At 69.2% G+C, this 14,085-nt stretch carries 9 protein-coding genes; all 9 read left to right on the top strand.

Annotated features, from left to right (window positions below; translation table 11 throughout):
- Positions 1–180: 180 nt before the first annotated feature.
- The 9 genes from rplK (at position 181) to ABZ495_RS06970 (ending at position 14,038) form a co-directional block, all read left to right on the top strand.
- Complete coding sequence (rplK, locus tag ABZ495_RS07010) at positions 181–615, top strand: 50S ribosomal protein L11 (protein ID WP_148644356.1); 435 nt, start codon at positions 181–183, stop codon at positions 613–615.
- Positions 616–691: 76 nt separating this feature from the next.
- On the top strand, positions 692–1,414 hold the full coding sequence (gene rplA / locus ABZ495_RS07005) for a 50S ribosomal protein L1 (RefSeq protein WP_359803441.1): 723 nt from the start codon (positions 692–694) through the stop codon (positions 1,412–1,414).
- 204 nt (positions 1,415–1,618) lie between these two features.
- Positions 1,619–2,410 (top strand): hypothetical protein, encoded by a 792-nt coding sequence (locus ABZ495_RS07000; protein ID WP_359834816.1) that lies wholly within the window; start codon positions 1,619–1,621, stop codon positions 2,408–2,410.
- Positions 2,411–2,502: 92 nt separating this feature from the next.
- Entirely contained in the window at positions 2,503–3,327 is an 825-nt protein-coding gene (locus ABZ495_RS06995; protein WP_359803445.1) for a hypothetical protein, read from the top strand.
- A gap of 169 nt (positions 3,328–3,496) precedes the next feature.
- Positions 3,497–4,357 carry a hypothetical protein gene (locus tag ABZ495_RS06990; protein WP_329488168.1) on the top strand — a complete coding sequence of 287 codons (861 nt, stop codon included), beginning with the start codon at positions 3,497–3,499 and terminating at the stop codon, positions 4,355–4,357.
- Positions 4,358–4,696: 339 nt separating this feature from the next.
- Complete coding sequence (gene rplJ / locus ABZ495_RS06985; RefSeq protein ID WP_359803449.1) at positions 4,697–5,260, top strand: 50S ribosomal protein L10; 564 nt, start codon at positions 4,697–4,699, stop codon at positions 5,258–5,260.
- A 90-nt stretch (positions 5,261–5,350) separates the two neighbouring features.
- The gene (rplL, locus tag ABZ495_RS06980) at positions 5,351–5,731 is read left to right on the top strand and encodes a 50S ribosomal protein L7/L12 (protein WP_329488166.1); all 381 of its coding nucleotides are present in this window, start codon (positions 5,351–5,353) and stop codon (positions 5,729–5,731) included.
- A gap of 836 nt (positions 5,732–6,567) precedes the next feature.
- On the top strand, positions 6,568–10,044 hold the full coding sequence (gene rpoB / locus ABZ495_RS06975) for a DNA-directed RNA polymerase subunit beta (protein ID WP_329488165.1): 3,477 nt from the start codon (positions 6,568–6,570) through the stop codon (positions 10,042–10,044).
- Between the two features lie 103 nt (positions 10,045–10,147).
- Complete coding sequence (locus tag ABZ495_RS06970; protein WP_329488164.1) at positions 10,148–14,038, top strand: DNA-directed RNA polymerase subunit beta'; 3,891 nt, start codon at positions 10,148–10,150, stop codon at positions 14,036–14,038.
- Positions 14,039–14,085: the final 47 nt, after the last annotated feature.

The following is a 14,085-nucleotide window of genomic DNA, read 5'->3' as shown; positions in this document are numbered from 1 at the left end:
TACGGCCGCGGGGACTCGGACGAGTCCTCGGCTTCGGGGCGGGGCTTCGGCTCCGCCCCGAAGTCGTTTTGGTCCAGCGGCGCATCCGCGTTAGCCTGGTCCGATGTGTGTGCTGGCGGCTGGGTGTCGCCCCGGTTCCGCACGCACCAGCAATCACCTCTCGGAAGGACCCGGAGAGAAATGCCTCCCAAGAAGAAGAAGGTCACGGGGCTTATCAAGCTCCAGATCAACGCCGGTGCGGCCAACCCGGCGCCGCCGGTCGGCCCCGCGCTGGGTCAGCACGGCGTCAACATCATGGAGTTCTGCAAGGCCTACAACGCCGCGACCGAGTCGCAGCGCGGCATGATCGTGCCGGTGGAGATCACGGTCTACGACGACCGTTCCTTCACCTTCATCACGAAGACGCCGCCGGCCGCGCGCCTCATCCTGAAGGCCGCGGGCGTGGACAAGGGCTCGGCCGAGCCGCACAAGACCAAGGTCGCCAAGCTCACGGCCGCCCAGGTCCGCGAGATCGCCACGGTCAAGCTCCCCGACCTGAACGCCAACGACCTGGACGCCGCGTCCAAGATCATCGCCGGCACCGCCCGGTCGATGGGCATCACGGTCGAGGGCTGATCACCCTTCTCGTCCTTGTGGTAGGGCCTGCGCGGCCCGTCCATACCACGACTCCATTCCCCATTCAGGAGCAGCAGTGAAGCGCAGCAAGGCTCTGAAGGCCGCGGACGCACAGGTCGACCGCGAGCGCCTTTACGCCCCCCTCGAGGCCATCCGCCTCGCCAAGGCGACCAGCACCAGCAAGTTCGACGGCACCGTCGAGGTCGCCATGCGTCTGGGCGTCGACCCGCGCAAGGCCGACCAGATGGTCCGCAGCACCGTGATCCTCCCGCACGGCACCGGTAAGACCGCTCGGGTCCTGGTCTTCGCGACCGGCGAGCGTGCCGAGGCCGCGCGTGCTGCGGGCGCCGACATCGTCGGCTCCGACGAGCTCATCGACGAGGTCGCCAAGGGCCGCCTCGACTTCGACGCCGTCGTCGCCACCCCGGACCTCATGGGCAAGGTCGGCCGCCTGGGCCGCGTGCTCGGTCCCCGTGGCCTGATGCCGAACCCGAAGACCGGCACCGTGACCCCGGACGTGGCCAAGGCCGTGAACGAGATCAAGGGCGGCAAGATCGAGTTCCGCGTCGACAAGCACTCGAACCTGCACTTCATCATCGGTAAGGCCTCCTTCACCGACGAGCAGCTGGTCGAGAACTACGCCGCCGCGCTGGACGAGGTGCTCCGCGCCAAGCCGTCCGCCGCCAAGGGTCGCTACATCAAGAAGACCGCGATCAGCACCACGATCGGCCCCGGCATCCTGGTGGACCCGAACCGCACCCGCAACCTCCTGGTCGAGGAGGACCCGGCCTCCGTCTGAGCCCTGAGCTCCGACCGGTAGCCGCGTCCTGGGCGCAGCAGTAGTCCGCACGACGGGCCCGTACCCCCTCACCGGGGGTGCGGGCCCGTCGTCGTGTCCGGATCGAGATCCCGGCGGTGGGGAACTCCCGGGCGGCTCGTCGTACGCTCGGCCGGTCCGATCATCTGATCGATGCCCGACCGAAGCCGACCGCCGGAGTGTGCCGTGCCGCCCGCCCTTCGCCCCGCCGCCTGGGGGGCGGCCCTCCTGGTGCTCGCCAGCGGCCTGACGGCGTGCAGCCTGCTGGCGGTCTCGGGGGACCGCACGCCGCTGGGCACACCCGCGATGGTCCGCCCGCCCAAGCAGGTGCTGCTCTCGGCCACCCAGACACTGGACGACACCGGCGGCGCGCGGGTGCGGACGGTCGAGGAGGGCCCGGCCGGGCGGCGCACCGCCGCCGGCACCGTGGTCTGGGGCCCCCGGGACGCGGCCGAGCTGACCGTCACCGACGAGCGGGGCACCGGCCGGCTGCGCAGCCAGGACGGCACGGTCGACCTCGGGTACGAGGGGGCGGCGCCGCTGCGGGCCGAGCGGGCCGAGGCCGAGTCGCTCGACCCGCGAGCCGTCCCGGGCGCGGGCGGCTACGCGGGCGGCTGGATGACCGGGCTGATATCCAACCCGGGCGACTCGGCGCACACCATGGCACTGGCCGGCCGGCTCACCTCGCTCGGCGGGGAGGAGCTCGCCGGCACCACCGTGGCGCACTATCAGGGGAGCGCGCCGGTGGCCGAGTACTTCGCCGCGGACCAGGGCCTCACCCCCGAGCGGCTCGCGGTGGTCCTCCGCTACTACCGGGAGCGCGGCGTGACCGCCATCGGGTACGACGTCTGGATCGCGCCCGGCGACCGCCTGCTGCGGCTGCGCGCCACCGCCGTGGGCAGCGCCGGAACCGTGGTCACCACGACGGACGTCTCCGAGCTCGGGACGGGCACCGAGAGCCCGGCCCCCGCGGGCTAGGCGGCGCCACCGCACGCGGTGGGGAAGGCGCCCGGTGATCCATTAGAGTCCGCTGGGTATTTTCTGATGATCAGGTCTTTGGGGGGCTCCTTATGCGCGTTCTGCGCCATGCGTGCGTCACGGTCGCGGCGACCGTCCTGGCCGCCGGGCTGGCGGCCTGCGGCAGCGACGGTACGACCGGCACCAAGGCGGCCGGTGACGCCGTGGCCGGCGCCGCGGCGGGACTCGACCCGCGGGCGGCGCTGGCCGCCTCGGCCGTGGTGATGCAGCGGGCCGGCAACGGCTCGCTCGCGCTGACCGCGGAGGCCGGCCCGATGGCCGGTACCGCCGAATGGCAGCAGCGGACCGTCGTCGACGTCGCGGCCAAGACCGAGTCGGGCACCAGGGCGAGGATCATCGGTGACGAGGTCTACCTCGGCGGCGGCCTGCAGACCACGGCCGTGCTGGGCGGGAAGCACTGGGCCAGGATCGAGCCGAAGGACCCGATCGTCGGCTCGATGTCGGTGATGTTCCTGACCGTCGCGCAACTGACGAACCCGGTCCTCCAGTTGTCGGCGGCGGCCCAGGGCGGCAAGCTCACCAAGGTCGGCGCGGAGGCGGTCGGCGGGGTCCAGACCACCCACTACCGCGCCGTCGAGGAGGTCGCCAAGCTGGCCGACAGCCTGAGCGCGCTCGGCGGCGACCAGCGCGCGGCCGTCCGCCAGACGCTCGACACCGGCGGCAGCACACTGACCGTGGACTTCTGGATCAACGACAAGCAGGAGCTCGTCCAGCTCCGGGAGTACGGCGACAAGGGCGGCGAGTCCTCGGCCGTCACCGTCACCTACTCGGGCCTCGGCGCCGCGCCCAAGATCGAGGCACCGGCCGCGGGCGACGTCGGCAAGGGGGCCGACTTCGCCAAGGTCTTCCGCAGCTGACCCCACCGGGCCCGGCGACACCGCCCGACGGGCCGAGGGGGTCGCCGCAGGTCGGTCCGGTCCCTGGTGGCAAGGTGGCTGGAACAGCACGGCCGGTCCACGGCGGCCGGGGACGGGGCGGCCCGCAGCGGGACCGCCGCAGTGGTGACCGGACGGAAGGAGAGGGGGCATGGCGGTGCGGCAGCGACTGGCGGCCATCACGGCCGCGGTGCTCCTGGCGAGCGGTCTCACCGCGTGCGGCAGCGGCGGGGGCGCCTCGCCGGTGCCGTCCGGCACCCCGTCGCCGAGCACCGTCGCCGCGACCGGGCCGGCCAAGCCCACCGACCGGTCGCCGCACGGCGTCCTGCTCTCCGCCCAGCTCACCATGCAGACGGCCCGCCGGGCCAAGGTCAGCTACCGGCTGGGGGCGGACGCCGGCTCCGGCCCGCTGTTCTGGCAGCCGAAGACCGCGCTCCAGGTCAAACGTTCCACTTCGGCCGAGGCCGAGCAGCTGATCGTCGTGGACACCGTCGCGTACCAGGGCGGTGACGCGGCCACCGCGGCCCGGCAGGCCGGCCGGCACTGGGAGCGGTTCTCCGTGGCGCCGACCGCGGACGGCCACCGGGAGATCCCCTACGCCGGGCTGATCGACCTGCTGAACCCGGTCGAGGCGCTGGCCGCCGCGACCGCCGACGGGATCGAGGCGCAGTACCTCGGCGAGGAGAAGTTCGAGGACTCGGCGGTCGAGCACTTCCGGGTCACCACCGACGCCGAGCGCTACGCGGCCGCCCAGGTCCAGCTGGGCCAGGCCCGCCGGGACGGCCTGCGGGCCGCGCTGGCCCCCGGCGGCTCGGTCTCGCTGACCCTGGACCTGTGGCTGAACGACAAGGACCAGCTGGTCCGGCTGCAGCGCACGGGCACCGGGGCGAGCGGCCGGGCGGACGACGCGGTGCTCTACAGCGACTTCGCCGGCACCCTCTCGGTGCAGGCCCCGGCCGAGGCGGACACCGTGGACGTGGGCACCCGAAGCATCTCCCCGCTGGCCCGCTGAGGGCCCCGGGTGGGCGATTTGCCCCGGACGGCCGAGTCCGGCTAGTGTTACCGAAGCCAAAGACCGCTGGTTGTCGCCGTGCACTCGCAAGGGGCGCGGGGACCGAAGGATCTGCGATTCGTCGCAGGCAGCCCGCGCAGGATTGTTTGGAGCTTGGACTTCCGGGACCCGCGTGTTCGCACGTGGACCCGTCGAGGTCGAACTGAGCCCCGTGCGCCTGCGCACCGGGGCTCATCTGCTTTTCCGCAGGAGCTTTCCTTCCGTCCGGTGGTCCGAGGTTCGAATGGTCGACTTTCGCGGTCGGCCTGACTTCGACATCACGGAAGGAGGCGTAAGCCTATGGCTAGGCCCGACAAGGCTGCCGCCGTCGCCGAGATCACGGAGCAGTTCCGTGCCTCGAACGCGGCCGTGCTGACCGAGTACCGCGGTCTGACGGTGAAGCAGGTTAAGACCCTGCGTCGCTCGCTGGGTGACAACGCCCAGTACGCCGTGGTGAAGAACACGCTGACCAAGATTGCGGCCAATGAGGCCGGGATCACGGAGCTCGACGACCTGTTCGCCGGTCCGACGGCTGTCGCCTTCGTCACCGGTGACCCGGTGGAGTCGGCGAAGGCTCTGCGTGACTTCGCCAAGGAGAACCCCGCTCTCATCATCAAGGGCGGTGTCCTTGACGGTAAGGCGCTGACCGCCGATGAGATCAAGAAGCTCGCGGACCTCGAGTCCCGCGAGGTGCTGCTCGCCAAGCTGGCCGGCGCGCTGAAGGGCAAGCAGTCCCAGGCTGCCGCGCTCTTCCAGGCCCTGCCGTCGAAGCTCGTCCGCACTGTGGACGCGCTGCGCGACAAGGTCGAGCAGGGCGGTGCCGGTACGCCGGCTCCCGCCGCCGAGGACGAGGCCGCGGAGTAATTCCGCAGGCTCACGCCTCGCTGCGGGCCCGTACGCCCGCCAACCCGTACATACGGCACCACCTGCCGAATTAGTGGAAGGACGCCAATCATGGCGAAGCTGACCCAGGACGAGCTGCTCGCGCAGTTCGAGGAGCTCACCCTCATCGAGCTCGCCGCCTTCGTGAAGGCGTTCGAGGAGAAGTTCGACGTCACCGCTGCCGCTCCGGTCGCCGTTGCCGCCGCCGGTGGCGCTGCCCCGGTCGAGGCTGTTGAGGAGCAGGACGAGTTCGACGTCATCCTCGACGGTGCCGGCGACAAGAAGATCCAGGTCATCAAGGAGGTGCGCACCCTGACCTCCCTCGGCCTGAAGGAGGCCAAGGACCTCGTTGACACCGCTGGTGCCAAGGTCCTGGAGAAGGTTGCCAAGGACGTTGCCGAGAAGGCCAAGGCTGCCCTCGAGGCCGCTGGCGCCAAGGTCACCGTCAAGTGACTCCTCCCCGGCCCTGAGGGCCGGGAGGCAGCCGCACGCCCTCACTGAGGGCGGAGGATGCCACGGGCCGGGCCGATCACCCTCGCGGGTGGTCGGCCCGGCCTTTTTCGCGTTCCCGGGCCCCGGGAGGGTCCGGAGCGGGCGCCGGCGCCGGGGGCCGGGCAGAAGCGTCCGGAGCGGGCCGCCGACGGGCCGGAGGGGCTCCGCGGCGGCCCCGCGGCGGCCCCCGCTACCCGGCGGCACCGGAGTGGCCGAGAGCGCACTCGGCACCGTCGGTGCGGGCGGGTAGGGTGATCGCTGTCATCGAGAGTGGCCCTCACCACGGCTTCTGTAACGCCGGGCGGGTCCAGGGCGATGGACGGGTCGAGGTCCGTGCCGGAGGCGGGCCCTTGACGAACCGGGCGCGGCGCGCGATTCTCGTGGCGCGAGTCCGCCCCGGTTGGTTCGCTGGTGGATGCATAACCAGCGGCTCCGGAGGGAAGTGACTCCACGTGAGTCGAGGCGGCCCGGCGGTGTCCGGGCCAGTGCAGTACCCGGCGGGCGTTCGCGTTCGCCGGCTACCGGGAGGAGTCTCCGATTCGGTTTCCGAATCAGAGCTGGACAGCAGTGTGCCGTTTGGCTACACTGTCCCTTTGCGCTGCCTGTTAGCTGCTCCGTGACTCGTCGCCCGGAGTTTGCGTTGCCCTGAAGGGGTCTGGCACCGCCTCCGCAAAACGGCTCTGACCTCGGGTTTCACGACCCGGCAGAGGCCAGTGGCGAGGGAGGTGGGACCAAGCCTTTCCAGGCCCGGCCGGTACGCGCGCAGTGAGCTCCGAGCCCTCGGAAGGACCCCCCTCTTGGCCGCGCCGCGCAACGCCTCGAACAATTCCGCCGCATCCACCGCCCCGCTCCGCGTTTCGTTCGCGAAGATCAAGGAGCCCCTCGAGGTCCCGAACCTCCTGGCCCTGCAGACCGAGAGCTTTGACTGGCTGCTCGGCAACGCGGCCTGGAAGGCCCGGGTCGAGGCGGCCCTGGAGAGTGGTCAGGACGTCCCCACCAAGTCCGGTCTGGAGGAGATCTTCGAAGAGATCTCGCCGATCGAGGACTTCAGTGGGTCGATGTCGCTGACCTTCCGCGACCACCGTTTCGAGCCGCCGAAGAACTCCATTGACGAGTGCAAGGACCGCGACTTCACGTTCGCGGCCCCGCTCTTCGTCACGGCCGAGTTCACCAACAACGAGACCGGTGAGATCAAGTCTCAGACGGTCTTCATGGGCGACTTCCCGCTCATGACCCACAAGGGCACGTTCGTGATCAACGGCACCGAGCGTGTCGTCGTCTCGCAGCTCGTCCGCTCCCCGGGTGTGTACTTCGACTCCACCCTGGACAAGGTGTCCGACAAGGACATCTACTCCTGCAAGGTCATCCCCTCGCGTGGTGCCTGGCTGGAGATGGAGATCGACAAGCGCGACATGGTCGGCGTCCGCATCGACCGCAAGCGCAAGCAGTCCGTCACCGTGCTGCTCAAGGCGCTCGGCTGGACCAACGAGATGATTCTCGAGGAGTTCGGCGAGTACGAGTCGATGCGCGCCACCCTGGAGAAGGACCACACCCAGGGCCAGGACGACGCGCTGCTCGACATCTACCGCAAGCTGCGCCCGGGCGAGCCGCCCACCCGCGAGGCCGCGCAGACGCTTCTGGAGAACCTCTACTTCAACCCGAAGCGCTACGACCTCGCCAAGGTCGGCCGTTACAAGGTCAACCGCAAGCTGGGCAACGCCGAGTCGCTGGACTCCGGCGTGCTCACCGAGCCCGACATCATCGGTGCGATCAAGTACCTGGTGAAGCTGCACGCGGGCGAGACCGAGTGGCGTGACACCGAGGGCCGCGACATCGTGGTCGAGGTCGACGACATCGACCACTTCGGCAACCGTCGTCTGCGCAACGTCGGCGAGCTCATCCAGAACCAGGTCCGTACGGGTCTCGCCCGTATGGAGCGCGTCGTGCGCGAGCGCATGACCACCCAGGACGTCGAGGCGATCACGCCGCAGACCCTGATCAACATCCGGCCGGTCGTCGCCTCCATCAAGGAGTTCTTCGGCACCAGCCAGCTGTCGCAGTTCATGGACCAGACGAACCCGCTGTCGGGCCTGACCCACAAGCGCCGTCTGTCCGCCCTCGGCCCCGGTGGTCTCTCCCGTGAGCGCGCCGGCTTCGAGGTCCGTGACGTGCACCCCTCGCACTACGGGCGGATGTGTCCGATCGAGACCCCGGAAGGCCCGAACATCGGTCTGATCGGGTCGCTGGCCTCGTACGGCCGGGTCAACGCGTTCGGCTTCATCGAGACCCCGTACCGCAAGGTCATCGAGGGTGTCGTCACCGAGCAGGTCGACTACCTCACGGCCGACGAGGAGGACCGCTACGTCATCGCGCAGGCCAACGCCCCGCTGACGGCGGAGCTGACCTTCGCCGAGCCGCGTGTCCTGGTCCGCCGCCGTGGCGGCGAGATCGACTACATCCCGGGCACCGAGATCGACTACATGGACGTCTCGCCGCGCCAGATGGTGTCGGTCGCGACCGCCATGATCCCGTTCCTCGAGCACGACGACGCCAACCGCGCGCTCATGGGCTCGAACATGATGCGCCAGGCGGTGCCGCTGCTGAAGAGCGAGGCTCCGCTGGTCGGCACCGGCATGGAGTACCGCTGCGCCGTCGACGCCGCGGACGTCATCACCGCCGAGAAGGCCGGTGTCGTCCAGGAGGTCTCGGCCGACTACGTCACCGTGGCCAACGACGACGGCACGTACACCACGTACCGCGCCGCCAAGTTCACCCGCTCCAACCAGGGCACCGCCTTCAACCAGAAGGTGCTCGTGGACGAGGGCGCCCGGGTCGAGGTCAACCAGGTGCTGGCCGACGGCCCGTGCACCGACGAGGGCGAGATGGCCCTCGGCAAGAACCTGCTCGTGGCGTTCATGTCGTGGGAGGGTCACAACTACGAGGACGCGATCATCCTGTCGCAGCGCCTCGTGCAGGACGACGTCCTCTCCTCGATCCACATCGAGGAGCACGAGGTCGACGCCCGTGACACCAAGCTCGGCCCCGAGGAGATCACCCGGGACATCCCGAACGTCTCCGAGGAGGTCCTCGCCGACCTCGACGAGCGCGGCATCATCCGGATCGGCGCCGACGTCGTCACCGGTGACATCCTGGTCGGCAAGGTCACGCCCAAGGGTGAGACCGAGCTGACCCCGGAGGAGCGCCTGCTCCGCGCGATCTTCGGCGAGAAGGCCCGTGAGGTCCGCGACACCTCGCTGAAGGTGCCGCACGGTGAGTCCGGCAAGGTCATCGGCGTCCGCGTCTTCGACCGCGAAGAGGGCGACGAGCTGCCCCCGGGCGTCAACCAGCTGGTCCGCGTCTACGTGGCCCAGAAGCGCAAGATCACCAACGGTGACAAGCTCGCCGGCCGTCACGGCAACAAGGGCGTCATCTCGAAGATCCTGCCGGTCGAGGACATGCCGTTCCTGGAGGACGGCACCCCGGTCGACATCATCCTCAACCCGCTGGGTGTCCCGTCCCGAATGAACCCGGGACAGGTCCTGGAGATCCACCTCGGGTGGCTCGCCAAGCAGGGCTGGGACGTCTCCGGCCTCGCCGACGAGTGGGCCCAGCGCCTCCAGGCGATCGGCGCCGACACCGTCCAGGGCGGCACCAACCTCGCCACCCCGGTCTTCGACGGTGCCCGCGAGGACGAGATCACCGGCCTGCTGGACAACACCACCCTCACCCGTGACGGTGAGCGCCTGGTGAACTCCACCGGTAAGGCCCGGCTGTTCGACGGCCGCTCCGGCGAGCCGTTCCCGATGCCGGTCTCGGTCGGCTACATGTACATCCTCAAGCTGCACCACCTGGTCGACGACAAGCTGCACGCCCGTTCGACCGGCCCGTACTCGATGATCACCCAGCAGCCGCTGGGTGGTAAGGCGCAGTTCGGTGGTCAGCGCTTCGGTGAGATGGAGGTGTGGGCCCTTGAGGCGTACGGCGCCGCCTACGCGCTGCAGGAACTCCTCACCATCAAGTCCGACGACGTTCTCGGCCGCGTGAAGGTCTACGAGGCCATCGTCAAGGGCGAGAACATCCCCGAGCCCGGCATTCCCGAGTCCTTCAAGGTGCTCATCAAGGAAATGCAGTCGCTCTGCCTCAACGTGGAGGTGCTGTCCTCGGACGGCCAGTCCATCGAGATGCGGGACTCCGACGAGGACGTGTTCCGCGCCGCCGAGGAGCTCGGCATCGACCTGTCCCGGCGCGAGCCGAGCAGCGTCGAAGAGGTCTGACGGAGGCAGGGCCGGCTCTTCACCACTGGGAGCCGGCCCGCCCCCAGGCCCCCCTCAGACCACATGAACGACTCTCGACTTACGAAAGAGGGCTTGACGACCAGTGCTTGACGTCAACTTCTTCGACGAGCTCCGCATCGGCCTGGCCACCGCCGACGACATCCGCCAGTGGTCGCACGGCGAGGTCAAGAAGCCGGAGACCATCAACTACCGCACCCTGAAGCCCGAAAAGGACGGACTCTTCTGCGAGAAGATCTTCGGTCCGACCCGGGACTGGGAGTGCTACTGCGGTAAGTACAAGCGCGTCCGCTTCAAGGGCATCATCTGTGAGCGCTGCGGCGTCGAGGTGACCCGCGCCAAGGTGCGCCGTGAGCGGATGGGCCACATCGAGCTGGCCGCCCCGGTCACCCACATCTGGTACTTCAAGGGTGTCCCGTCCCGCCTGGGCTACCTGCTCGACCTGGCGCCGAAGGACCTCGAGAAGGTCATCTACTTCGCCGCCTACATGATCACCTGGGTGGACGACGAGCGTCGCCAGCGCGACCTCCCGTCCCTGGAGGCGCACGTCTCGGTCGAGCGCCAGCAGATCGAGAACCGCCGCGACTCCGACCTCGAAGCCCGCGCCAAGAAGGCCGAGACCGACCTGGCCGAGCTGGAGGCCGAGGGCGCCAAGGCCGACGTGCGCCGCAAGGTGCGCGAGGGTGCCGAGCGCGAGATGAAGCAGCTGCGCGACCGCGCGCAGCGCGAGCTCGACCGCCTCGACGAGGTGTGGGCCCGCTTCAAGAACCTCAAGGTCCAGGACCTGGAGGGCGACGAGCTGCTCTACCGCGAGCTGCGCGACCGCTTCGGCACCTACTTCTCCGGCTCGATGGGCGCGGCGGCCCTCAAGGACCGCCTCGAGACCTTCGACCTGGCGGAGGAGTCCGAGCGCCTGCGCGAGATCATCCGCACCGGCAAGGGCCAGAAGAAGACCCGTGCGCTGAAGCGCCTCAAGGTCGTCTCCGCGTTCCTGCAGACCACCAACAAGCCCAACGGCATGGTGCTGGACTGCGTCCCGGTCATCCCGCCGGACCTGCGTCCGATGGTGCAGCTGGACGGTGGCCGCTTCGCGACCTCCGACCTGAACGACCTGTACCGCCGCGTGATCAACCGCAACAACCGCCTGAAGCGCCTTCTCGACCTCGGTGCCCCCGAGATCATCGTGAACAACGAGAAGCGCATGCTCCAGGAGGCCGTCGACGCGCTGTTCGACAACGGCCGTCGTGGTCGCCCGGTCACGGGCCCCGGCAACCGCCCGCTGAAGTCCCTCAGCGACATGCTGAAGGGCAAGCAGGGTCGTTTCCGTCAGAACCTGCTCGGCAAGCGAGTCGACTACTCGGCCCGTTCGGTCATCGTCGTCGGCCCGCAGCTCAAGCTGCACCAGTGCGGTCTGCCCAAGGCCATGGCGCTGGAGCTCTTCAAGCCGTTCGTGATGAAGCGCCTGGTGGACCTGAACCACGCGCAGAACATCAAGTCGGCCAAGCGCATGGTCGAGCGTGCCCGTCCGGTCGTGTGGGACGTCCTCGAAGAGGTCATCGCCGAGCACCCGGTGCTGCTGAACCGCGCGCCCACCCTGCACCGCCTCGGCATCCAGGCCTTCGAGCCCCAGCTGGTCGAGGGCAAGGCCATCCAGATCCACCCGCTCGTCTGCACCGCGTTCAACGCGGACTTCGACGGTGACCAGATGGCCGTCCACCTGCCGCTCTCCGCGGAGGCGCAGGCCGAGGCCCGCATCCTGATGCTGTCCTCGAACAACATCCTGAAGCCGGCCGACGGTCGCCCCGTCACCATGCCGACCCAGGACATGGTGCTGGGTCTGTTCTTCCTGACCTCGGACCGCGACAACGTCAAGGGCGCCGGCCGCTCCTTCTCCTCGACCGCCGAGGCCGTCATGGCCTTCGACGCCAAGGAGCTGGACGTCCAGGCCGTCATCGACATCCGCCTGCCGATCGGCACCGTCCCGCCCCGTGGCTGGACCCCGCCGGTCGACGAGGACGGCCAGTCGAACTGGTTCGAGGGCGAGTCCTTCCGCCTGAAGACCACCCTGGGCCGCGCGCTCTTCAACGAGCTGCTGCCCGAGGACTACCCGTTCGTCGACTACGAGGTGGGCAAGAAGCAGCTCTCCGCGATCGTCAACGACCTGGCGGAGCGCTACCCCAAGGTCGTCGTCGCGGCGACCCTGGACAACCTGAAGGCGGCCGGCTTCCACTGGGCCACCCGCTCGGGTGTCACGGTCTCGATCTCCGACGTCGTCGTCCCGCCGAGCAAGCCCCAGATCCTCGAGGGCTACGAGGCGAAGGCGGAGAAGGTCCAGCGTCAGTACGAGCGCGGCCTGATCACCAACGACGAGCGCAAGCAGGAGCTCATCGGCATCTGGACCCAGGCGACCAACGAGGTCGCCGAGGCCATGAACGCGAACTTCCCGAAGACGAACCCCATCTTCATGATGGTCGACTCGGGTGCTCGTGGAAACATGATGCAGATGCGTCAGATCGCCGGTATGCGTGGTCTGGTGTCCAACGCCAAGAACGAGACGATCCCGCGTCCCATCAAGGCGTCGTTCCGTGAGGGCCTCACCGTTCTCGAGTACTTCATCTCGACCCACGGTGCCCGTAAGGGTCTGGCCGACACCGCGCTGCGCACCGCCGACTCCGGCTACCTCACCCGTCGTCTGGTCGACGTCTCCCAGGACGTCATCATCCGCGAGGAGGACTGCGGCACCGAGCGCGGCCTCAAGCTGGCGATCGGCACGGTCGAGAACGGCGTCCTGCGCAAGACGGACGACGTCGAGACCAGCGTCTACGCCCGCATGCTGGCCGAGGACATCACGGTGGACGGCAAGCTCCTCGCCACCGCCAACACCGACCTCGGTGACGTGCTGATCGACGAGCTGATCCGCCACGGCATCAGCGAGGTCAAGACCCGCTCGATCCTGACCTGTGAGTCGGCCGTCGGCACCTGTGCCTTCTGCTACGGCCGCTCGCTGGCCACCGGCAAGCTGGTCGACATCGGTGAGGCGGTCGGCATCATCGCCGCCCAGTCCATCGGTGAGCCCGGTACCCAGCTGACCATGCGTACCTTCCACACCGGTGGTGTGGCCGGTGACGACATCACGCAGGGTCTGCCCCGTGTCGTCGAGCTCTTCGAGGCCCGTACCCCCAAGGGTGTGGCCCCGATCTCGGAGGCGCAGGGCCGGGTCCGCATCGAGGACACCGAGAAGACCCGCAAGCTGGTCGTCACGCCGGACGACGGCACCGACGAGATCGCCTACCCGGTCTCGAAGCGTGTGAAGCTGCTCGTCAGCGAGGGCGAGGCGGTCGAGGTCGGCCAGAAGCTGACCATGGGTGCCACCAACCCGCACGACGTGCTGCGGATCATGGGCCAGCGTGCCGTCCAGATCCACCTGGTCGCCGAGGTCCAGAAGGTCTACAACTCGCAGGGCGTGTCGATCCACGACAAGCACATCGAGATCATCATCCGGCAGATGCTGCGCCGCGTGACGATCATCGAGTCGGGCGACGCCGAGCTGCTCCCGGGCGAGCTCGTCGAGCGCGGCCGCTTCGAGACCGAGAACCGTCGTGTGGTCTCCGAGGGCGGTCACCCCGCCTCCGGCCGTCCGCAGCTGATGGGTATCACCAAGGCCTCGCTGGCCACCGAGTCCTGGCTGTCGGCCGCCTCCTTCCAGGAGACGACCCGGGTCCTCACCGACGCGGCGATCCACGCCAAGTCGGACCCGCTGCTGGGCCTCAAGGAGAACGTCATCCTCGGTAAGCTCATCCCGGCCGGTACGGGTCTGCCCCGGTACCGCAACATCCGGGTCGAGCCGACCGAGGAGGCCAAGGCCGCGATGTACTCGGCCGTTGGCTACGACGACTACGACCTGTCGCCCTTCGGCGCCGGCTCCGGCCAGGCGGTGCCGCTGGACGACTACGACTACGGCCCCTACACCGGCTGAGTCGACGGTCCCTGAACCGCCGGGCGGTCACCCCTCACGGGGGTGGC

It is taken from the genome of Kitasatospora sp. NPDC005748 (assembly GCF_040630735.1).
In the GTDB taxonomy this organism is placed as follows: Bacteria; Actinomycetota; Actinomycetes; order Streptomycetales; family Streptomycetaceae; genus Kitasatospora.
The sequence above is the reverse complement of the archived record's forward strand: the minus strand, read 5'-3'. Positions and strand labels throughout refer to the sequence as shown.